The following is a 24,009-nucleotide window of genomic DNA, read 5'->3' as shown; positions in this document are numbered from 1 at the left end:
ACCATGTTTGATTTTTTCTGGAATTTGCTATTTTTTGTTGTTGCCCTCGGTGTGCTGATCACCTTTCATGAATTTGGCCATTATTGGGTTGCTCGCCGCTGTGGCGTCAAGGTGCTTCGCTTTTCCATCGGATTTGGTAAACCCTTGTTCCGTCGTACAGGTAAAACCGGCACCGAATATGTCGTAGCGGCAATCCCCCTCGGTGGCTATGTCAAAATGCTCGATGAGCGGGTGGACGATGTTCCTCCTGAGCAAGCTCACCTGTCGTTCAACAACAAAACGGTATGGCAACGCATCGCGATTGTCGCAGCCGGACCACTTGCAAACTTGTTATTGGCGGTTGCCGCTTTCTGGCTGATGTTTGTGTCGGGCGTAATGACGGTTAAGCCGATTATCGAAGGTGTTGTGCCAGAGTCGCCAGCTGCACAAGCTGGGCTCGATGGGCGCTTACAGATTGTGGAAGTAAGTGGCCGAGAAACGCCCGACTGGGAAGCGGTCAACCTAGCTTTGGTTGCTCATATAGGTGATGAGTCGCTGTTTCTCAAGGCACAGCAGCCAGGTAGTGGGCGAGCGCAAAGTTACCAATTAGATTTGCGCCAATGGCAATTCGACCCAGAAACCCAAACTGCGGTACGCAGTATTGGCTTTGAACCATTTCGTCCAAGCATCCAATTGGTCATTGATCAGGTTGAACCATCAACGCCAGCCGCTGCAGCAGGCTTTGCCGTTGGTGATGAAATTGTTGCTGTTAATGGGCAATTTGTGCCCGATTGGCACGATATTGCAAAAATAATTCAACAATCGCCTGAACAAGTTATCAATTTTGACGTCAAACGAAACGAGCAGGTTGTTACACTGTCTGCTACGCCGGGTGATAAAAATGGTCGCGGCTACCTCGGTATTGCTCCTACGGTAGAACCATGGCCTGAACACTATGTGTTCAACCTGACTTACGGCCCGTTAGAGGCCATAGGTAAAGCTGCTGATAAAACCTGGCAGTTGATAACATTGAGCATCAGTATGATTGGTAAGCTAATCACGGGTGATGTCTCAGTTAAGAACTTAAGTGGGCCGATTTCCATTGCACAGGGGGCTGGTACCAGTGCATCATTCGGCTTTGTTTATTTTTTGGGATTTGTGGCGCTAATTTCGGTCAATATTGGAATAATCAACTTATTACCTCTACCAGTGCTTGATGGCGGCCACCTTCTCTATTACTTTATTGAGCTTCTATCGGGGAGACCCGTACCGGAAAAGATTCAAGAAGTTGGATTCAAGATTGGATCCGTAGCCCTGATGATGTTGATGGGGCTTGCGTTATTCAATGATTTTTCCCGGTTTTAAAGCTCTTGGCGGTATAAAGGACAAGTTACGAAAACATGGCTATTAGATCTGCATTTATCGCTTCATTAGCGCTGTTAGCTAGTGCCTCATTGCAGGCTCAGGATGCGTTTGTTGTTGAAGATATTCGTATTGAGGGGCTGCAGCGAGTCGCTTTAGGTGCGGCATTACTGAGTGTTCCCATTCAAGTTGGCGATACGGTCGATGCGGAAACCGCAGCAATTATTTTGCAAAGCCTCAATGCCTCCAATCACTTCGAAGATATTCGAGTTTATCAAGACGAAACCATTCTCCTGATTAAGGTTCGAGAAAAACCAACCATCAGTAGTATTGAGTTCAGCGGCAACAAAGACATTAAAGATGAGCAGCTGCAAGAAAGCTTAGACTCTTCCAAAATTCAAGTGGGTGAATCGCTCGAGCGCAGTGTTATTGCCGATGTAGAAAAAGGCTTGGCCGATTTCTACTATTCCATCGGTAAATACACCGCTAAGGTTCAAGCGATTGTGACGCCTTTGCCACGTAACCGTGTCAACATTCAGTTTGTCTTCACCGAAGGTGATGCTGCGCAAATTGACCAAATTAACATCGTGGGTAACACCATTTACCCTGATCAGGAATTGCTGGAAACTTTAGAGTTGCGCGACACCTTGCCGTGGTGGGACATCATGGGCAACCGTCGCTATCAGAAACAAACGCTCGAAGGCGACTTGGAAACCCTAACCAGTTATTACCGCGACCGTGGTTATATCCGCTTTCAAGTGGAATCAACTCAGGTCGCAATGACGCCAAGCAAAGACTCCATCTACATTTCCATTAACGTGAAAGAAGGTGAGCCTTACCACGTTAATGACGTGAAAATGTCTGGCGATTTGATGGGCAAAAAAGAAGTGCTGCTGGCATTGTTTACCCAGCGCTCAGGCGACCTCTATAACGCAGCGGAAGTAACTTTCTCAGAAGAGCGGATTAGCAAATACTTAGGCCGCTTTGGTTATGCCTACCCAGAAGTTACCACTTATCCTGAAATTGATGATGAAACCAACGAAGTCACCTTAAATGTTAGTGTGAATCCGGGCAAACGTGTTTACGTTCGCCGCATTAACTACGCTGGTAACACCATTACTAAAGATGAAGTATTGCGTCGTGAAATGCGTCAGCTCGAAGGGGCTTGGTTGTCGAATTCTGCGGTTGAGTTATCGGAAAACCGCCTGAACCGTCTTGGTTTCTTCGAAACGGTTGAATCTGAAACCATTCGCTTGCCAGCGCAAGATGACATGGTTGATCTCGAAATTACCGTAAAAGAACAGCCATCAGGCTCGTTTACTGCAGGTGTTGGTTACGGTACCGATTCAGGCTTGAGTTTGCAGGCCGGTGTGCAGCAAAATAACTTCCTTGGTACGGGTAATAAAATTGGTGCGCAAATTAACACCAACCGTTATAACCGCCGTGCTGACTTTAGTTATACCGACCCGTACTTCACCAAAGACGGTGTTAGCTTCGGTGGCCGGATTTTCTACTCAGAATTCGACGCCGGTAGCGCCAACCTGATTAACTATGACAATACCACTTATGGTACTTCGGCATCGTTGGGCTTCCCGCTCGATGAATATAACCGAGTGAATTTTGGTATTGGTTACAACTACAACGAACTATCAAACTTGGACGATTACGATCAGATCCGAGAGTTCTATTTGATTTACGGCGATGAAACCAACCCGGATGGTCCGTTGGACTTCCAAACCTTCGATTTAACAGCTGGTTGGTCTCGTATTACCTTGAACCGTGGTACGTTCCCAACGAGTGGTTCGTCTAACTCGGCTAACGCGTTGATCACCACGCCTAACAGCGACTTGAACTATTTCACGTTGAGCTATAACTATCGCCAATATTGGCCATTAGACCGCCGCCACGACTGGGTTCTATCAACCTCTGCGTCGTTGGGTTACGGTAACGGTTATGGTTCAGAAGGACGTCATGATCACATTATGCCGTTCTTTAAAAACTACCGGGCTGGTGGTAGTTCGAGCCTTCGTGGCTTCGAATCGCGTGGTGTAGGTCCTCGTGGTGTTCGTCGTATTACCCAAACCGGTATTGATCCTTCACCAGGCCCAGGCGGTGGTACTAGTATCGCCTTGCCGCCTGAATATGATGTGCTAGAAGTGAGTTCGGGTTCGATTGGTGGTAATGCCATGGTGACAGGTACAGCCGAATTAATTGTACCGACGCCGTTCCTCGACGAAGCATACAAAAACTCAGTTCGTACCAGCTTGTTCGTTGATGTGGGTAACTTGTGGGACACTGAATTTGATTATGATAGCTATAAAGATTTGAGCCGTACTCAGCTCGCTCAGCTCTATGACTATTCTGATCCAACCAAATTTAGGGCATCTGTAGGCTTAACCGTACAGTGGTTGTCGCCTATGGGGCCAATGATCTTTAGTTTTGCTAAACCTATGTCCGACGAAGTGGGTGACAAAACTGAAACATTTTCGTTTAACGTCGGACAAACGTTTTAAGCGCGTTATTTCCTAAGTTTAAGGAGTTTATTGTGAAAAAATTGGTTGCCGTTGCTACCGTTGGATTGGCTTTATTTGCAGGTGTTGTGCAAGCCTCGGGTATCGCAGTGGTTGATTTAGGGCGTATTGTTAAAAACATTCCGCAAAGTGAAGCAACTGCTGACTTACTGCAAAAAGAGTTTTCTGACCGTGTGGTCGAAATTCAGAATGTTGAAAAGCAAATGGCGTCGAAACAAGAAGAAGCTCGCCGCAATGAAGCGTTACTTACTGATGAACAAAAAATCAAAGTAAATCGTGAATTGCAAGAATTGGAAGCGTCGCTGAAACTGAAAGCCAAAGCGCTGCAACAAGATGGTCAACGCCGTCAGGCCGAAGAAAACAAGAAAATCTTTATCTTGATTCAACGTGCCATCAGCGAAATTGCAGAAAAAGAAGGTTATGACGCTGTTGTTGATCGTCAAACCATCCTTTATGCAAAACCAAATTCAGATATTTCAGCTAAAGTTGTTGAACATTTAAGCAAAAAGTAATCGTTTGAATGACTTCTATTACGCTATCCGTTCTTGCTGAACATATAGGTGCGGACATCGACTGCGACGGCTCTGCCGTCGTTGTTGGTTTGAATACCCTGGAAAATGCTAACGCTCAGCAAGTTAGCTTTCTCGCCAATAAGAAATACAAATCTCAATTAGCCGATACGAATGCGCTGGCTGTGATAGTAAGCCCGAAAGAAGCTGCGCTTATATCGGGTCGTGCGTTGATCATGGATAATCCATATTTGGGTTATGCCAAAGCTGCACAGTTATTAGACAACTCACCAGTTCCGGCTTCTACGATTCACCCGACTGCTTTTGTTGATGACTCCGCCGTCATTGGCGCCAATGTACATATTGGCCCGAACGCTACGGTAGACGCAGAGGTTGTTATTGGTGATGACAGTTCTATCGGTGCAGGTAGTTACGTAGGCGTAGGCTCTTCGCTCGGCAAAGGCGTTACCATTAAGCCAAACGTTACTCTCTACCATCATGTGGTGTTAGGGCATGGCGTCACGGTTCATAGTAATACGGTGATTGGCAGTGATGGCTTTGGTTTTGCCAATGATAAAGGCTGCTGGGAGAAAATCCCGCAAGTTGGCCGAGTGGTCATAGGTGATGGTACCGACATTGGTGCTAGTGTGACCATTGACCGCGGCGCGCTTGACGATACGACTATCGGTAAAGGCGCTATTATTGATAATCAAGTGCAAATCGGCCACAACTGTCAGATCGGCGACTACACCGCAATAGCGGGTGCTAGTGGTATTGCTGGCAGTACTAAGGTTGGTAACTACTGTATTATTGGTGGCGCGGTTAGCATGAATGGCCACATTGAGATCTGTGATGGTGTTCATATCACAGGGAATTCAATGATCGCCAAAAGCATTGATAAGCCTGGCGTCTATTCAAGCGGTATTCCGGCCACCGATAATCGCGAATGGCGTCGTGGCGTAAACCGCTACAATCAGTTAGGTGACTTGTTCAAGCGAGTGAAATCCCTTGAGCAGCACCTCAATGAGCCGGATTGATTTAAAAATAATAAGAGGAATTGAGTCTTGACTAGAGAACTCAAGCAAATGGACATTGAGGAAATCCTCAACTGTCTGCCACACCGTTACCCATTTCTGTTGGTTGATAGAGTCACTGACTATGAACCAGGCCAATGGCTTCATGCCATTAAAAACGTCACCTTTAACGAGCCTTTCTTTACCGGACACTTTCCTCAAAAGCCGGTATTCCCAGGCGTTTTGATGCTTGAAGCGTTAGCTCAATGTACCGGTATTTTGAGTTACAAATCTGCCGAAGAAGCGCCGGGTAAAAATACCCTGTATTACTTTGCCAGTGTTGATAATGCACGCTTTAAGCGTCCAGTAGGCCCCGGCGATACCATTTCATTAGAAGTAGAGCTGATTAAAATTCGTCGCGGCATGGGTAAATTCAATGCAATGGCGAAAGTCGACGGAGCCGTCGTCTGTACAGCTGAAATTATGTGCGCACAACGGGAAGCTTGATCTTGATTAGTCCTTTAGCGTTTGTTCATGAAGATGCTCGTATTGGTAATAACGTTAGCATCGGCCCTTGGAGTTATATTGACGCCGGGGTAGAGATTGGTGATGACACGGATATCGCATCACATGTGGTGATTAAAGGACGCACCAGAATTGGTAAAGGCAATCGCTTTTTCCAATTCACTTCCATTGGGGAAGAAAACCAAGACAAAAAATATGCGGGTGAGCCGACCGAAACCATTATTGGTGACAACAACATTTTTCGCGAATGTGTCACGGTTCACCGCGGTACAACCCAAGATGAAGGCAAAACCATCATCGGCTCCAACAACCTGTTTATGGCTTATGTCCATATCGCTCACGACTGCGTGGTTGGTAGCAATATCATCTTGGCAAATTACGTGGGCTTAGCGGGTCACGTTCACGTTGAAGATTGGGCAATCGCTGGCGCCATGAGTGGCTATCACCAGTTTTGTCGTGTTGGCGCTCATAGCTTCACCGCCGCCGGCTCTATTGTGCTGAAAGATATTCCGCCGTACGTAATGGCTCGCCATAACGAACCATTTGGCATGAACTACGAAGGCTTAAAACGGCGTGGTTTTGACAAATCGGCTATTCAAGCACTTCGCAAGGCATATAAAGCGCTGTATCGCGATGGCCTGACAACCGAAGAGGCCGTTCCAGTTCTTTCTGAGTTGGGTCAGGATTCACCGGAAGTGCAGGTGATTGTTGATTACCTTGCTAAATCAACGCGCGGTATTGTGCGTTAACAACAGAGTTATTTGATGACCGCTACCGAACGACCGATTCGAGTTGCGCTGTTAGCAGGTGAAGCCTCCGGCGATGTGCTGGGGGCTTCGTTGTTAGAGGCGCTACAACAACGTTACCCCCATGTCGAATTTGCCGGCATCGGTGGCCCTAAAATGCTCAAGGCCGGCTTCCATTCTTGGTTCGATATGGAAACATTGTCGGTCATGGGATTGTTTGAAGTCCTTGGTCGCTTGCCAGAGTTACTCAAACTTCGAAAAGAAGTCGTGGCTAAAATCATTGACTGGCAACCTGACGTCTTCGTGGGAATTGATGCTCCGGATTTTAATCTGGGCGTCGAGCAGCGACTAAAAGATGCCGGTATTACCACGGTGCATTATGTCAGCCCGTCAGTATGGGCATGGCGCCAAAAACGCATTTTCAAAATTGATCGCGCCACCGATTTAGTGCTGGCGTTGCTGCCTTTCGAGAAACAATTCTACGATCAGCACCGTGTAGCGTGTGAATTTGTAGGTCACCCGTTGGCCGATGAAATTCCGTTAACACTGGCTCAATCGGACGCGCGCCAGCGTATTGGTTTGGCGAATGCCAACCAAGTGATGGCCATTTTACCAGGCAGCCGTGGTGGTGAAGTTGCCCAATTGGGCGAAACATTTTTACAAACAGCGGCGCGGCTCTACGAAGAGCGACCGCAGCTCCAGTTTGTGATTCCTGCTGCTAATGATAAACGCCGTCAACAAATTGAAACCCTGTTGGAGCAGTTCCCGCAATTGCCTGTCACGGTCATCGATGGCAACGCGCGTGACGCTATGGCCGCGGCTGATGTGGTGCTGCTGGCTTCCGGTACTGTGGCGCTTGAAGCCATGTTGGTTAAACGGCCGATGGTGGTGGCTTACAAAGTTCACTGGCTGACCTATCAAATTGCCCGGCGCATGGTCAAAGTAAAGTATGCATCGTTGCCGAACTTGCTCGCCGATAAACCGCTGGTGCCTGAGTTTTTACAATACGATATGACGGTTGACAATTTAGCCGCTGAATTAGGGCGCCAACTCGACGCACCGGACAACCGACTGCAACATCAATTTGAGCAACTGCATAAGTTGATTCGACAGGATGCGAGTGTCCGCGCAGCTGATGCCATTGATGTTTTAATTAAGAAAAAACGTGCGAACCAAATAGACTCAAAAGGGACTTCGAAATGACCTTGATTGCTGGTGTTGATGAAGTTGGCCGAGGCCCATTAGTTGGTGCCGTCGTCACAGCCGCAGTGATCCTCGATCCCGCGCAGCCCATAGCAGGTTTAAACGACTCGAAAAAGCTATCGGAAAAAAAGCGTCAGTTGCTGGCGGAAGAAATAAAATCGAAAGCCCTATGCTGGTCGTTAGGGCGTGCTGAAGCTCATGAAATTGATGACATCAACATCCTGCACGCAACCATGTTAGCAATGCAACGAGCGGTAGCTGGCCTTTCGACACAGCCCGGCATGGCATTGATTGATGGTAATCGTTGCCCCGATTTACCAATGCCAGCAAAAGCAATTGTTGGTGGTGATGGCCTAGAGCCAGCGATCAGTGCCGCATCGATTTTGGCAAAAGTTGCCCGCGATGGTGAAATGGCGCAGCTCGATAGCCAATACCCGCAGTATCAATTTGCGCGTCATAAAGGGTATCCAACCAAGCTCCACATGGAGAAGTTGCTTGAACACGGCGCTAGCCCGCAGCATCGCCGCAGTTTTAAGCCGGTCCAACGCGTTTTGCAAGAACATTGAAAGGGTAAGGAATCTAACCAAGCCATGACGGATCCGAAGTTCATCCACCTACGCATTCACTCTGATTTTTCCATGGTCGACGGTATGAAAAAAATACCGGCGCTGGCCAAAGCCGTTGCAGACCACAAAATGCCCGCCATGGCGATTACCGATCAGGGCAACCTTTGTGGCTTAGTGCGGTTTTATGGCAAAGCCCAAGGCGCAGGCATCAAGCCGGTTATTGGTGCGGACATGTGGATGCAGTCCGCCGAATTTGCTGATGAGCTCACGCGTCTCACTGTGCTATGCCTTGATAACACCGGTTACCAAAACATTACCCTGCTTATTTCTCGCGCCTATGAGCGCGGCCATATTCAGCACCGCCCGGTGATAGAAAAAGAATGGTTGGCTGAACTCAACGAAGGTTTGTTGATTTTGTCCGGTGGCCGAGAAGGCGACATGGGAATTGCGCTGCTGCGCAATAACCATCACTTAGTGGCGGAGCTGGTCGATTTTTACAACCAATATTTCCCCAATCGCTATTATCTAGAACTGCTGCGCACTGGCCGGCCGCAAGAAGAAAAGTATCTTCACTTAGCGGTCGATTTAGCTGCTCAACAGCAGTTGCCAGTTGTGGCGACCAACGAAGTCTGTTTTCTTAGTGCGGATGATTTTGATGCGCACGAAGTACGCGTAGCCATTCACGACGGCTATGCCATTGGCGATAAACGCCGACCGAAACGCTATTCGCCACAACAATATTTACGCTCTGAGCAAGAGATGTGCGAGCTCTTCGCCGATATTCCGTCGGCGCTGAGTAACACCGTTGAAATTGCCAAGCGGTGTAACGTATCAGTGCGCTTAGGCGAATACTTCTTGCCGAACTTCCCGACTGGCGATTTGTCGATCGAAGATTTTCTCGTCAAAGTGTCCGAAGAAGGGCTCGAAGAGCGTTTGGAATTCCTTTTCCCTGATCCTGAAGAGCGCGCACGTTTGCGGCCAGAGTATGACGAGCGGTTGAGAATCGAGCTCGAAGTGATTAACCAAATGGGATTCCCAGGTTACTTCCTGATCGTTATGGAGTTTATCCAGTGGTCTAAAGATAACGGTATTCCCGTTGGGCCAGGACGTGGCTCGGGTGCGGGCTCGCTCGTGGCTTATGCACAAAAGATTACCGACCTGGATCCGCTGGAATTTGATCTGCTATTCGAACGATTCCTCAACCCCGAGCGGGTTTCCATGCCCGACTTCGACGTTGATTTTTGTATGGATCGTCGAGACGAAGTGATTGACCACGTTGCCGAGCTTTACGGTCGCGATGCGGTGAGTCAGATCATCACGTTCGGCACCATGGCGGCAAAGGCTGCAATTCGAGATGTTGGCCGCGTGTTGGGTCAACCGTATGGCTTTGTCGATCGGATCTCTAAGTTGGTGCCGCCTGATCCTGGTATGACGCTCAGCAAAGCGTTTGAAGCCGAGCCGAAGTTACCAGAACTATATGATGCCGATGAAGACGTTCGCGAAATTATCGACATGGCGCGTACGTTGGAAGGGGTTACGCGAAACGCCGGTAAGCACGCGGGTGGTGTTGTTATCTCACCAACCAAGATCACCGATTTTTCACCATTGTATTGTGATGATGAAGGTAACAACCCAGTTACTCAGTTCGACAAAAACGATGTTGAAGAAGCCGGTCTGGTTAAATTCGACTTCTTAGGCTTGCGTACACTGACCATTATTCAGTGGGCGTTGGATATGCTCAACCCGCGTTTGCAAGCAGCGGGTAAAAATACGATTGCTATTGAATCGATTCCAATTGAAGACAAAAAGAGCTTCGATCTGCTTAAACGCGCTGAAACCACCGCGGTCTTCCAGCTTGAATCGCGCGGTATGAAAGAGCTCATTAAGCGACTGCAGCCTGACTGTTTTGAAGACATTATTGCATTGGTAGCGCTGTTCCGGCCGGGGCCATTGGGCTCGGGCATGGTGGACAACTTTATTGACCGAAAACACGGCCGAGAAGAAGTGTCTTATCCCGATGCGCAATACCAGCATGACTCATTAAAGCCAATTCTAGAGCCGACCTACGGCGTTATCCTCTACCAAGAGCAGGTGATGCAGATTGCCCAGGTCTTGGCGGGCTACTCGCTCGGTGGCGCGGATTTGTTGCGTCGTGCGATGGGTAAGAAAAAGCCAGAAGAAATGGCCAAGCAGCGTACGGTGTTTGCTGAAGGAGCCAAGGACAACGGGATTGATGCTGAACTGGCAATGAAAATCTTCGATCTGGTGGAAAAGTTCGCAGGTTACGGCTTTAACAAATCGCACTCAGCAGCGTATGCCTTAGTGTCTTATCAGACGCTTTGGTTAAAAACTCACTATCCATCCTATTTTATGGCGGCAGTGATGTCCGCAGATATGGATAACACCGATAAAATCGTGACTTTGGTCGATGAATGCCAACGCATGAAGTTGCCGCTGAGTCCGCCAGATTTAAATTCCGGCTATTACAAGTTCTCGGTTAATGAGCAAGACGAAATCGTCTACGGCATTGGTGCTATCAAAGGTGTTGGCGAAGGCCCCGTGGAAGCCATCATTGAAGAGCGTGAGGCAAATGGCCCGTTCCGCGACTTGTTTGATTTTTGCGCTCGTATCGATTTGAAAAAAGTAAACCGCCGGATCTTGGAAAAATTGATTCAGTCAGGTGCCATGGACAAGTTAGGCCCGCATCGCGCCGCATTGATGGCCACACTAGAAGAAGCAATGCGGGCTGCCGATCAACATCATAAAGCCGAAGCATTAGGACAAGGCGATATGTTTGGTTTGCTTACCACCGAGCCAGAAGAGGTGCAGCAGGCATTTGCTTCGGTTAATCGGTGGCCTGAGTCTGTTTGGTTAGACTACGAGCGCGAAACGCTTGGGCTGTATTTAACCGGTCACCCGATCAACCAGTACCTATCGGAATTGAAAAACTATACGTCGAATCGCCTGAAAGATATTACCCCGACTAACCGTGGCCAAAAGTCCAAAGCGGCAGGATTGGTGATTGGCGTCAGAATGATGGTCAGTAAAAAGTCCGGAAAGCGTATCTGTATTCTAAGCTTGGATGATCGCTCTGGGCGCCTCGATGTTGGCTTGTTTGGCGACTCCGTTGAACGCTTTGAAGAAGTCTGTGTCAAAGATAAGATATTGATTGTTGAAGGAGAGGTCAGCTTTGATGACTTCAGCGGTGGCCTTAAAATGTCGGCCGATTCCATTCTGGATATCGAACAAGCACGAGAAAGACATTGCCATAGTTTAACGATTAACATGGCAAAACAATCGGTTAGCGGCGATTCGCTTAATCGTTTACAGGCTGTACTTAGTGAATGGCAGCATGGGACGACTCCGGTCAGGATCTGTTATGATGCCGGCACAGCCAAGGCTGAGCTAGAATTAGGCACTCAATGGCGGGTAACGCCAACGGATCGCTTGATCAATGAATTGAAAAGTTTAATGGGCCCTGAAGAGGTCTCTCTGGCCTTCTCATAAAAATTACAAATAGGACTGCATTGAATGGCTATGCACCTGAATTTTCTGGATTTTGAGCAACCAATTGCGGAGCTCGAAGCTCAAATTGAAGAACTACAGCATGTCTCAACCGAGAATGCTGTTGACGTGAACTTAGACGAAGAATTAGAGCGCTTGAGAGGCAAGAGCTTTGAACTCACTAAAAAAATCTTTTCAGATTTGAGTTCTTGGCAAGTCGCTCAGGTGGCGCGCCACCCACAGCGCCCGTATACCCAAGACTACATCAACAACATGTTCACCGAATTTGATGAACAATGTGGTGATCGCGCCTATGCCGATGACCAGTCGTTGATTGGCGGTACCGCCCGTTTAGATGGGCTGCCAGTGATGGTTATTGGTCATCAAAAAGGTCGTGAGACAAAAGAAAAAATTAAGCGTAACTTCGGCATGCCACGGCCAGAAGGTTATCGCAAAGCGTTGCGCCTGATGAAAATGGCTGAACGTTTCAACATGCCGATTATCACGTTTATTGACACGCCTGGTGCATATCCTGGCGTTGGTGCTGAAGAGCGCGGTCAAAGTGAAGCCATTGCTCGCAACCTAAAGGAAATGGCTCAATTAACCGTTCCTGTGGTTTGTACGGTTATTGGTGAAGGCGGCTCAGGTGGTGCCTTGGCGATTGGGGTGGGCGACAAAGTCAACATGCTGCAATACAGCACGTACTCGGTGATTTCGCCAGAAGGCTGTGCATCTATTTTGTGGAAGAGCGCAGAAAAAGCCTCGACTGCAGCTGAAGCCATGGGGATCACTGCGCCGCGTTTGAAAGAACTAGAGCTCGTTGATAATGTGGTTGAAGAACCTTTAGGTGGTGCTCATCGCAATCCTCAGTTGATGGCTGATTCACTGAAGCAACAAATCTTAAGCGATTTAAAAGAGTTGCAAGGTCTTGATGGTGATGCGTTGAAAGAGCGCCGCTATCAGCGCCTAATGGGCTACGGCTACTGCTAATCCCATCATGATGTTAACCACGCTGTTCTCTGAGCTTGATGACTTACGGCAGCGTGGTGTTAACCACTTCCTTATCGGATTTAGTGGCGGCCTCGATTCCACGGCCTTACTGCATGGTTGCGTCCGCTACCGTCAACAATACTCTCAATTAACACTACAAGCCTGTCATGTGCATCATGGCTTATCGGACAATGCCGATGCATGGCAAGCGCATTGCAAACAGCTATGTCATCAGCTTGGTGTGACGTTTCACAGCGCTCGGGTTCAGATCGAATCTAAGCCTCGCCAAAGTTTGGAAGCTGTTGCGCGTGAAGCTCGCTATGGCGAACTGGCAAAGTACCTGACCGACTCAAGCCATGCCCTGCTAACGGGGCACCATCAAGACGATCAGGTCGAAACGTTATTGTTGTCTCTCAAACGAGGTAGCGGCTTAGATGGTCTGTCGGGTATGCCGGCCGTGATGCCATTGGCTAAAGGTTGGCTCGCTCGGCCAATGCTCCCGTTATCACGTGCTGAGCTAGAAGCTTATGCTGAGCAGGAGCAATTGCATTGGATTGAAGATGAAAGCAATCAGGATGAAGGTTTTGACCGCAACTTTATTCGTCATCAATTGATCCCGCTATGCCAACAGCGTTGGCCTGCCTTTGTCGCGACTGCCGCGCGCAGCATGTCGTTAGTGGCACAAGATAGGCAATTACTCGAAGAGATTACGGCGCAAGACTATGAGCATTGCCAGCATAACAACAACCTCTCAATTAGCGCGTTAACGGACTTAACGCTGGCTCGCCGTCATCGTGTCTTTCGTCATTGGTTACGGTTAAATCATGCCCCTCTTTGGTCCCATGCTCAGCAGTTGCAAGCATGGCAGAGTGTGGCGTGTGCTCAAGCCGATGGCGAGCCGCAATTGTGCTGGGGTGATTGGCAACTGAGACGTTACCGCGACCAATTGATGCTGTTTAAACAGTTAGACGAATCAGCGCCAAATGATCAGGTTTGGCATTGGCCAGACCCTGTCATGTTGGCGACTATCGGCCAACTAACGATGCAACCGAGTGACGCTTCGGATGCTATTCGCTTGCCATTGGCCAGCGAAGTGGTGTCGGTGCGCTTTGGTCAACTCAAAACACGCGTCAGACCCGCCGATCGAGCTGGCTCTCGATCGTTGAAAAAAGTATGGCAAGAGTTGGGTGTACCACCTTGGCTGCGCAATCGCATTCCGCTGGTGTTTTTTAATGATGAATGTGTGGCAGCGCTAGGGTATTGGGTGTCAAAGGAGTTTAGGCGCCAGCCCGGAGAATCAGGCTGGCAAGGTTCGATCACTGACAGACTAAGCTGATAGCGACGCGTCGTTACGTTTCATGGCGTACATGGCTTCATCAGCTCGGGCTAACCAACTCTCGATGTTATCAGCTGGTGAGCTTAATGCGGCGCCAACACTAACACCTACGCCGAGCTTCTTCAGTAACGGGTGTTGCTGGAAGTGCTCCAAAATTCGTTTCTGAACCAGCATACAAGCTTCTTCGCTGCAATCTACCAGTAATGCTGCATACTCATCGCCACCAAAGCGAAATGCGATGTCAGAGCCGCGAATGGCTTCTTGCAGGCATTCTGCGGCAGCTTGCAGTACTCGATCACCCATCAAGTGACCATAATCATCATTCACTTGTTTAAAGCGGTCTAAATCGAGCAACACAATGGCAAGATGTTGCCGGCTGCGGCGAGCCTGCGACAGGTAGCGGCAAGCATGATCATCAAAAGAGGCACGATTGCCGAGGTTCGTTAAGTGATCGGTACGAGCCTGCTGACGCATGCTTTCATAACGTAACGCATTGCGCAGCGGGAAGTGCAATTGACGCTGCAACCAATCCAATTGCTGGTGTTTATGATTGCTAAACGAATGACGGCTGCTATAGGCCAGTTTAACTGGCTCGTGATCGTCAATGGTCCACTCAACCGTTAGGCGATAGCTGCTAGAGGTATCGCCAACGTGGAATTGTTGGTTATTCCAGAACAAACTGATGCCGTCGAGACTGACTCGTTGACGAGCTTGCTCTAAGTACAATCGTAATAGTGGTTTTAGCTCAATTTCTGTTTGCAGAATACTCAATAGCGACGAAGGTCGCTCATTGTAGTACACGCTAAAAACAGGGGCGCGCGCCTGGTCCATGTTGGCATCGAACGCTGATGAAGACATCTGCATGGTATCCATAATACGGGCTCACTCCGACGTAAAGTTGTCACAATAAACTGGATAAAGCAGATGTTATGCCAAGGTGGTTAGCTGGCTAGAAGAAATTGAAGGATAGCTTCTTTTTGCTGCATACAGTCGCGATACCCTAAGTCGATTAGCTCCTGACAATATTCCTTTTCAAACAACAAGTAACTGAGTAGGGCGGTATTGGCTGCAGGATTAACCCCCATTAATTTCAACAAACCACGAACTGAGCGCGGCAGCCGGTGATAGTGCGGGGAAGCCAGGTGCTTTAAATCTTCTGTCGGATTTATGACATGGGTTTGAATCGGGTACAAGTCAATTTTTTGCTGCTCACCTTTGGACAATAACGCCAAGGTATTGTTGATGCGCTGAAGCCGCTCCAAATCGGCTCTTAAACTGTCGCTAAAGATGGTGTCTAGCAAATGACCTGCAATATCCGCCGCAGAAGGTGGCGCGAGCATACGCTCTGGTGGCGCTGCAGGTAAATCGCTGGTGCCAATGACCAAGATCCGCCGTGCGCCTAAATGAATGGCTGGGCTCAGTGGCGCCAATTGGTGTATTGAGCCGTCACCGTAAAAACGTTTGCCAATTCGGCTAGCGGGGAAGACCATCGGCAGTGCGCTGGACGCCATCAAATGCTCAAAACCTATTTTAGTTCTTATGCCGCGTCTCCTGACGCGATACCAATCACTGATTTCTGGCTCTGCTTGGAAAAAACAAACGGAATTGCCCGTCGCATAACTCGATGCACTAACCGACATCGCTTTGATAAACCCTCGGTCAATATTTCGTTCTATCCGGCTCAAGTCCAAGAGACTGGCTAACAGTTGCTGCAGCGGGCTGTTGTCGAGAATGGCTAGTGGCAGTTGCGATGCATTGGTCAAACGGCTTGGCAGCAGATTGATGGCCAACTGCTGACAGATCCGCAAAAGGTTAGATTGATACACCTTATTCGTTTCAAAATGACGCCAAACCCACTCTATTTTTTTTACCCCTAAACGGAAATTAGCGGCATAGCAGGCTAGGGCTGTTCCGTTGATGGCTCCGGCGGATGTGCCACTGATGATGTCAAAGGGAATACCTTTATTACGCGGAAACCATTCCGAGATCGCCTTAACAACACCGACCTGGTAAGCGGCTCGGGCACCACCACCGGTCAATACAAGGGCTGATTGAGCGAGCGGCTGTTGTGGCGATGTGGTTTTCCTAAAACGCATAAGTTATAAAAAAATCCAAGTTAATCAAATTATTGCTTGAAGGTATTTCGAACGTGCTACAAGTATGGTCGATGATGAAGCATTGATCCCAACGAAATGACGCATTGTTGATTTAGGTCGAATCTGAGCCTAACTAACCCCCTCGAAGCGTGATGAATCTAACTAGTTACACGAATAATGAAAATATTTTCATTGGCAATGAAAAACACCTCAAAAGAAAGCCCTTACATGAATGGTTTTTACGATGTAATTTTTTGATCGTCGCTGCCGGAAAGTTGTGCTTTAGGGGGCATTAATCCCTCTATATGTTGTAATTTTACGTCATTGTAAATCCACATGTAAATGTGCATTCACTAATGGTGTTGCGAGCATAAGTGCATTAAATACAGTTAGTTAGAATCATGTCTGATTGCATTGTTTCTCCACGTTTTCTGCATAATCCGTTTTGGGTTACGTGCTCCGAATCACATGTTATTGAATTATTTTAACTTTGTTAAATCTGTGATCCAGCAGAGGGTTAGCGTATTGATAGGCTGATGTTTTTGGCTCTAGACTGCGCTCTGTGAAAGCGCTTTCTTGGGCTGTCTCGTTGCTATTGGATGGCAACGTGGTAGGGGGAGGGTTTTCATTGAAGTGACACTTAAATAAAACCGTTCAAGCGCTCAGCCGCTCATTTAAGCAAGGCTGCGCGACTACATAAATAATACGGAGCACGTCAATGCAACACACTATGTTTACAAAGACCAAGTTGGCCACCAGCTTATCCTTGGTTTTAGGCGTAGCAACATTTTTCCCTCTGCAAGCGGCTGAAGAAGCCCCTGCAGATGAAACTGAAGTTATTCAAGTCACTGGTATTCGCAGTTCTCAAGCGAAAGCTATGGATGTTAAACGCACCTCAGCTGGTGTCGTTGATGCCATTTCAGCAGAGGATATCGGTAAGTTTCCAGATACTAACTTAGCCGAGTCATTGCAACGAATTACCGGTGTTTCCATCGACCGAGTTAATGGTGAAGGAAGTAAGGTAACGGTTCGTGGTTTTGGTCCCGACTTTAACTTGGTTTTACTGAACAACCGTGTCATGCCAACGGCTCAGGTCTCTGGTGAGTCCACGCGATCGTTTGAATTTGCCAACCTGTCATCAGACAGCGTTAGTGGTGTAGAAGTTTTTAAAACGGGTAAGGCAGATGTGTCTTCTGGTGGTATTGGCGCCACTATTAACATTCAAACCGCTCGCCCATTTGATAATGATGGTCTGGTTGCCACAGTCGGTGCCAAAGTCCATCACGATACAGGTGTTGAAGACGGCGATGATTACACGCCGGAAATCTCCGGCCTGATCAGCAACACCTTTATGGATGGCAAGCTGGGTGTTGGCTTCTCTGGCTCTTATGTTAAGCGTGATAGCACAACCAAACAGGCCACGATCAGTGGTTGGCGTCAATTTGACGATGAATCGCAAGATGTCATTGATCTGAAGGCGCGTGCCGACGCAGGTACCGTTGATTTAGTTGATAACAACCAAAATCCATATGGTAACTATTTTTATGCCCGTAACATGGGGTGGGGCATTATCAATGCTGAGCGCGAACGGGTGAATGGACAACTCGTTGTGCAGTATGCGCCAACCGATGACATCGAAGTGACGGTTGATTACACCTACTCCAAGCTAGAAGATGAAAGTGAAGTTGATACGTTCGGCCTATGGTTCTCCGGTATGGGCAACCTGACTGCTGCCGAAGTTGATGAAAACGGCACCTTCGTTTACGCCACTGAAGTTGGTGGTGACTATTCTGGCACCATGAACCAAAACGGCTCCGAGAATGAAAACAAATCCCTTGGCTTGAATATCGTTTGGTTGGTGAATGATCTGCTTGAGCTTCGCCTTGATGCTCACGACTCAGAAGCGACAGCTGAAGGTACGCTGGGTGATAGTGCCGATAACAAATTCTTTATTGCCGGAGCGTTGAACATTGCCGACAAAACATATGACGCGCGCAATACCGACATTCCATTACTGGGCGCTAACTATGTAGATCTGAATCCTGCCGGTGAGCCTCACATGCAGCCTGAAGATTATGCGACATTGTTTGCCGGTGTTCGGGCCGGAAAGAACGAAACTGATGTGACTCAGGTTCAGTTCAGCGGAACTTGGATGAATGACAGCAATGACTCGCTAGGCTCCATCGACTTTGGCGTTGCTTATTTGAATATGGAAACCCATGCGGGTGGCAGTTATACCGGGCCAATTAACGCTGGCTGGTATGGCAACAAAGGGGAGTGGGCCGACTACATGACTTATGTTGGCTTGGGCAATAACTTCCTGAGCGACTTCTCGGGTGGTGGTAGTGATATGTTGATTCCATATTATTACACCTACGATCAAGATGAAGCGATGGCGCGCGCTGAAGAGCTTTATGACGTTGCGTATGAAGCGATTCCATTTACCGATGATCACAACATTGAAGAAGAAACCAAGTCGGCATACGTGCAGTTCAACTTCGAAAGCGAATTTAATGAAATGCCGCTTAACGTGTTGGCGGGTATTCGCTATGAACAAACCGATGTTACGGCAAAAAGCTTACAGCAAGATGCTGAGCGTGTGGTTTGGTTAAACCCTACCGAATGGATCACCGAGTTCTCGGATACGTCGACCTACAGCAATGAAACTCATGATTACAAAGAGTTTTTACCTAGCTTAGATATCGATCTCGAAGTCATCGAAGATCTGAAAGTTCGCTTTAGTTACAGCAACACGATCACACGCTCGACGTTAGGATCTATGCGCGCAACCACGGCGTTGACTGCTACGCCAAAAGTAGGTGGCCGCTCTGGCTTTGCGGGTAACCCAGCGTTAAAACCTTATAGCTCCGACAACCTCGATTTCTCCGTTGAGTATTATTACGGCGAAGCGAGTTACGTATCTGCTGGCTGGTTTAACAAAGAAGTAGAAAACTTCTTAATGAATACCATTGTTGAACAAGAGTTTGATCACCTGCGCGACCCATACATTGGCCCTGCGGCAGAACAAGCTCGCAGTGAAATCACAGCCGAAGGCGGTGTGCCAAGTGATGAAGCCGTTCATGGTTGGTTAGTCGACAATGGCTATGGCGATGCAGATAACCGCGTGCCACAGTCGGCCGATGATCCAGTGATTTCATGGCAAATCAGCCAGCCTAACAATGTGGAAGATTTGAACATCCACGGTTGGGAAATTGCAGCACAGCATTGGTTCTGGGACACCGGCTTTGGTATGTCGGCAAACGCAACCTTGGTGACAGGGGATACCGAATACGATGTTGAACGAACCGATGAGCAGTTCGCGCTACCTGGTTTAAGTGATTCAGCAAACTTCGCAGCCTTCTATGATAAGGACGGCTTGCAAGCACGTATTGCTTATAACTGGCGCGATGATTTCTTGTCATCAACTGGTCAGGACGAAGCTGGTGGCCCAGCGCCTCAGTTTACTGAGTCTTACGGTCAATGGGATTTCAGCGTCAGCTATGACGTAACCAAAGAACTAACCGTATTTGCTGAAGGCATTAACATTCTTGAAGAAGAGCGTCGTATTCATGGACGTTACAAAGAGCAAATGCTACTTGCAGAGGAATCGAGTGCTCGTTACGCCGTAGGCGCTCGATATACTTTCTAACCGCGTTTTATAACGCTACTCCGTTATTTGGCCACTGGTAACAGTGGCCTTTTTTATTGCCGATAAAGTCATGCCAGCCTAACAAGTTGCGTGACGTGATCGTCAATCTCTGGAGTTAGTTAAAGCGATATCGCTAATTGCTAGTGTGTTGGTATCGAAGCTAACAAGCTCAAATGAGCCTCGGGTAAGCGCTTACACTTGGTTTTCATGTAGCGATCTAGCTCTCATTTATCTAACAAAATTTAGTGTTCTAGATCACATTAGCACTGCTATTTAACAAGTTTTGCCTTCGTGATTATCAGCGAAGGTGTTTTATGATGTGGGCTTGTTCGAGTTTAAGTTATTGTTTTAATGTGTTTTGATTCATTTTTGTTGTTTGTGTTAATTCGCTGGCGCAGTGCTGTAACTAGATTATTTTAACTTTGTTTTGTCTTTGTTGTTTCTGTGATCTCGAAAGGTGTTTGTACGTTGATTTGTGTGGTTTTACGGCATTAGACTTACATCATCATGAAAGCGCTTACTTGAGTCGGTTAATTAGTCTTGAATTTGGGCGTTGGCATGGGGAGTAGGATTTTTAGCCCGTTATAAAACACATGAGTGAGATTTCTCTGCTCAGTCATGAATAAATAAATGTATTACGGAGATCGTTCATGAAACACACAATTTTTACTAAAACCAAGCTCGCCACTAGCTTGTCTTTGGTGCTCGGCGCCGCCGCACTCTTTCCTGTGCAGGCTGCTGAAGAAGTACCAGCTGATGACACCGAAGTTATTCAAGTAACCGGTATTCGTAGCTCGCAAGCCAAGGCTATGGATTTAAAACGTACTTCTGCTGGTGTGGTTGACGCCATTTCAGCTGAAGATATTGGTAAGTTCCCAGATTCTAACTTAGCGGAATCACTGCAGCGTATTACCGGTGTATCGATTGACCGCCAAAACGGTGAAGGTAGTAAAGTCACCGTACGTGGTTTTGGTCCAGAATATAACCTGGTGCTCTTTAATGACCGCATCATGCCAACCGCTCAGGTTAGCGGCACCTCAACTCGCTCGTTTGATTTTGCAAACATCGCCTCTGAAAGTGTAAGTGGTATTGAAGTTGCGAAAACAGGTAAAGCAGATCTGTCTTCAGGTGGTATCGGCTCTACCATTAACATTCGCACGTCACGCCCATTTGATGCCGACGGTCTTGTTGCAACATTTAGCGGTAAAGCCCACCACGACACCAGTGTTGACAATAGCGTTGATGGCGATGGCGATAACATCACGCCAGAATTATCAGCCATCGTTAGCGACACCTTCATGGACAAGACTTTTGGTTTGGGTCTGACGGCTTCTTATAAGAAACGTCACACTACAATTACTGCTGCGACCATTGATGGCTGGCGTCAGTTCAATGAAGAAAGTTCAGAATTCCAAACGTTGATGAGCAACGTTGAAAGTGGCTTTGCTACGCTGGACGACAATAACGAAAACCCATACGGCAACTACTTTTATGCTCGTAACGTTGGTTTTGGTTCAACTGATGTAGAACGTGAACGTATCAATGCTCAATTGGTAGCTCAGTGGGCGCCAATGGACGATATGGAAGTTACCGTTGACTACACCTACTCCAAATTAGAAGACGAATCTCACGTAGATAGCTGGGGCCTATGGTTCTCAGGTTTGGGTAACATCACCAATGCCCACGTCAATGAGAATGGTACTTTTGATTACGCAACTGAAGTTGGTGGTGACTACTCTGGCACCATGACTCAGGGTTCAACTGAGAACGAGAACAAGTCGCTCGGTTTGAATATTGCGTGGCAAGTAACAGACAACCTTGAGCTTGAGCTTGACGCTCACGATTCAAATGCTGTTTCTGAAGGTACCGATGACGGCGCTAGCAGCACCTTCTTCATCTTAGGTGCACTGAACGTTTCCGATAAAACTTATGATGCCCGCAGCACTGAAATTCCACTGTTGTCAGCAAACTTTACCGAAGAAACGCCAAACAGCGACATTCACATGTTGCCAGAGCACTATGCATCACTGTTCACCGGTGTTGTAGCTGGTAAAAATGATTCTGATGTGACTCAGGTTCAGTTGAGCGGTAGTTACTTTGTAGATATTCCAGATGTGCTTGATAGCATTGATTTTGGTGTGGCTTACACCGATATGGAAACGCGCGCATTCTCAAGCTACGCCCAATATAGTGCCGGTTGGTATTCTGAAACAGGTATTTGGGAAGATGATCTTGAGCTGGTCATGTTGGGTAATGATTTCTTAGGTGATTTCTCTGGTGGCGGCAATGACATGGTCATTCCTTACTACTACACCTACAATCAAACTGCCGCAATGGCAAAAGCTGAAGAGCGCTATGAGCAATCGTATGTGCCTGGCGATTGGTCAGATGACCACACCATTCAAGAAGAAACTAAGAGTGTTTACCTGCAGTTCAATACAGAAACTGAGATTGCTGAAATGCCATTCTCGGTTACTTTAGGTGCTCGCTACGAAGAAACAGATGTTACTGCCAGCAGCTTGCAACAAGAAGCTGAGTCGGTCATCTGGATGACGGCAACCGAATGGTTAACGCAAAAATCTGATGACTTCACGTATACCAATGAAAAAGCTGATTACAGCGAATTCTTGCCAAACTTAGATTTGCAATTGGAAATCGTAGATGACTTGATTGCACGTGTATCTTTGAGCAAAACGTTGACTCGTCCATCATTGGGTGACATGAAGGCGACAACTTCGCTGACTAACCAACCAAAAGTTGGCTCACGTACTGGTTTTGCCGGTAACCCATCACTGGAACCATTCAGCTCAGACAACCTCGACTTGTCACTTGAGTACTACTATGGCGACGCCAGCTATGTGTCTGTGGGTTGGTTTAACAAAGACGTAGAAAACTTCACCATGACCACCACGTCATACTTGGAGTACGACAACTTACGCGACCCTTACTACAGCGAAGGTGCTGACTTAGCTCGTGCCGCCGCTGCAGCTGAAGGCGAAGTTGCCAGTGATGAATACATCTTTAGCTGGATGATCAAAGAAGGCTACGGCAATGCTGATGGCTTTATCGAGCAATCTGACGGTGACCCAGTCATTGAGTGGGCCGTTTCTCGTCCAAACAACGTTGAAGACTTGCGCGTTCACGGTTGGGAATTGGCATGGCAACACTGGTTGTGGGATACCGGCTTCGGTTTCTCTGCCAATGCCACCATCACTAGCGGTGATACTGACTACGACGTTGAAAACACAGAAGAGCAGTTTGCACTGCCAGGCTTGAGCGATTCAGCCAACTTCTCTGTGTTCTACGAAAAAGATGGTCTGCAAGCTCGTTTAGCTTACAACTGGCGTGATGACTTCTTGTCTGCCACAGGTCAAGCTGAGTCGGGTGGTCCAGCACCACAGTTCACTGAAGATTATGGTCAGTTGGATCTCAGCGTAAGCTACGAGTTTAACGACAATGTGTCGGTATTCTTCGAAGGTATCAACGTACTGGAAGAAGACGTACGTATCCACGGTCGTTACGAAGAGCAAATGCTACGCGCTCAACAAAACGATGCTCGCTACGCAGTAGGCGCTCGCTACGCTTTCTAATTATCTGCTGTAGTACTTCCCTTGTTAAGCCGCTCACTGAGCGGCTTTTTTTATGTCCAGGGATGGACGGTATGCCACGGGCGCATGGATGCAGAGGAGTGGCGATGTTAGGGATGGACGGTATGCCACGGGCGCATGGATGCGCAGGAGTTGAGATGTAAGGGGATCCGCGGATGTAAGGGGGAGTCGCTGAGGGGGGATGTTTAGCGGATCGGTAAGCTAAGAGCTTTGGCATAGATACGGAAAAGAAAACCTAGCACAACAGCTTAATAGCGCTCAGTTGTTGTTCCAACAAAAAAGCCACCTGATGAGGTGGCTTTTTAGGAGGTAGACAGTGTCCCGTCCTGAAATAGGTTTACACATTGGAGACCTATGATGGAAAAGCGAATTTCTTCAATAAGAAAGCGCAC

15 protein-coding genes are annotated in these 24,009 nt (G+C 47.8%); 13 read left to right on the top strand and 2 right to left on the bottom strand.

Annotated features, from left to right (window positions below; all coding sequences use genetic code 11):
- The first annotated feature begins 3 nt into the window (after positions 1–3).
- From rseP to tilS, 11 genes are read left to right on the top strand one after another with little or no spacing between them, the layout of a single operon-like run.
- Positions 4–1,344: a sigma E protease regulator RseP gene (gene rseP / locus K0504_RS07555; protein ID WP_220103575.1), complete on the top strand. Its 1,341-nt coding sequence runs from the start codon at positions 4–6 to the stop codon at positions 1,342–1,344.
- Positions 1,345–1,379: 35 nt separating this feature from the next.
- Positions 1,380–3,854, top strand: coding sequence for an outer membrane protein assembly factor BamA (bamA, locus tag K0504_RS07550; RefSeq protein WP_220103574.1), 2,475 nt, complete (start codon positions 1,380–1,382; stop codon positions 3,852–3,854).
- Between the two features lie 32 nt (positions 3,855–3,886).
- Positions 3,887–4,384, top strand: a complete 498-nt coding sequence (locus K0504_RS07545; protein WP_220103573.1) for an OmpH family outer membrane protein — start codon at positions 3,887–3,889, stop codon at positions 4,382–4,384.
- Between the two features lie 8 nt (positions 4,385–4,392).
- Positions 4,393–5,418: a UDP-3-O-(3-hydroxymyristoyl)glucosamine N-acyltransferase gene (gene lpxD / locus K0504_RS07540; protein ID WP_220103572.1), complete on the top strand. Its 1,026-nt coding sequence runs from the start codon at positions 4,393–4,395 to the stop codon at positions 5,416–5,418.
- A gap of 48 nt (positions 5,419–5,466) precedes the next feature.
- Positions 5,467–5,901, top strand: a complete 435-nt coding sequence (gene fabZ, locus K0504_RS07535) for a 3-hydroxyacyl-ACP dehydratase FabZ (RefSeq protein WP_404822996.1) — start codon at positions 5,467–5,469, stop codon at positions 5,899–5,901.
- A gap of 2 nt (positions 5,902–5,903) precedes the next feature.
- Entirely contained in the window at positions 5,904–6,668 is a 765-nt protein-coding gene (gene lpxA, locus K0504_RS07530) for an acyl-ACP--UDP-N-acetylglucosamine O-acyltransferase (RefSeq protein WP_220103570.1), read from the top strand.
- Between the two features lie 15 nt (positions 6,669–6,683).
- Positions 6,684–7,868, top strand: coding sequence for a lipid-A-disaccharide synthase (gene lpxB, locus K0504_RS07525; protein ID WP_220103569.1), 1,185 nt, complete (start codon positions 6,684–6,686; stop codon positions 7,866–7,868).
- Positions 7,865–8,434, top strand: coding sequence for a ribonuclease HII (gene rnhB / locus K0504_RS07520; RefSeq protein WP_220103568.1), 570 nt, complete (start codon positions 7,865–7,867; stop codon positions 8,432–8,434). The genes lpxB and rnhB overlap by 4 nt, the downstream gene beginning before the upstream one ends.
- A 24-nt stretch (positions 8,435–8,458) precedes the next feature.
- Entirely contained in the window at positions 8,459–11,941 is a 3,483-nt protein-coding gene (dnaE, locus tag K0504_RS07515) for a DNA polymerase III subunit alpha (RefSeq protein WP_220103567.1), read from the top strand.
- A 30-nt stretch (positions 11,942–11,971) separates the two neighbouring features.
- Entirely contained in the window at positions 11,972–12,928 is a 957-nt protein-coding gene (gene accA / locus K0504_RS07510) for an acetyl-CoA carboxylase carboxyl transferase subunit alpha (protein WP_220103699.1), read from the top strand.
- 7 nt (positions 12,929–12,935) lie between these two features.
- Entirely contained in the window at positions 12,936–14,264 is a 1,329-nt protein-coding gene (gene tilS, locus K0504_RS07505) for a tRNA lysidine(34) synthetase TilS (protein WP_220103566.1), read from the top strand.
- Here tilS and K0504_RS07500 read toward each other — a convergent pair.
- Entirely contained in the window at positions 14,256–15,137 is an 882-nt protein-coding gene (locus K0504_RS07500; RefSeq protein ID WP_220103565.1) for a GGDEF domain-containing protein, read from the bottom strand. The genes tilS and K0504_RS07500 overlap by 9 nt on opposite strands.
- A gap of 68 nt (positions 15,138–15,205) precedes the next feature.
- Complete coding sequence (locus K0504_RS07495) at positions 15,206–16,360, bottom strand: patatin-like phospholipase family protein (protein WP_220103564.1); 1,155 nt, start codon at positions 16,358–16,360, stop codon at positions 15,206–15,208.
- Between the two features lie 718 nt (positions 16,361–17,078).
- Between K0504_RS07495 and K0504_RS07490 the strand changes: the two genes are divergently transcribed.
- Both K0504_RS07490 and K0504_RS07485 read left to right on the top strand, forming a co-directional pair.
- A complete protein-coding gene (locus K0504_RS07490) occupies positions 17,079–20,009 on the top strand; it encodes a TonB-dependent receptor (protein WP_225918036.1) in 2,931 nt (976 codons plus the stop codon).
- 650 nt (positions 20,010–20,659) lie between these two features.
- On the top strand, positions 20,660–23,599 hold the full coding sequence (locus K0504_RS07485) for a TonB-dependent receptor (protein ID WP_220103563.1): 2,940 nt from the start codon (positions 20,660–20,662) through the stop codon (positions 23,597–23,599).
- Positions 23,600–24,009: the final 410 nt, after the last annotated feature.

This window comes from Neiella holothuriorum (genome assembly GCF_019457915.1).
GTDB lineage: Bacteria > Pseudomonadota > Gammaproteobacteria > Enterobacterales > Neiellaceae > Neiella > Neiella holothuriorum.
The sequence above is the reverse complement of the archived record's forward strand: the minus strand, read 5'-3'. Positions and strand labels throughout refer to the sequence as shown.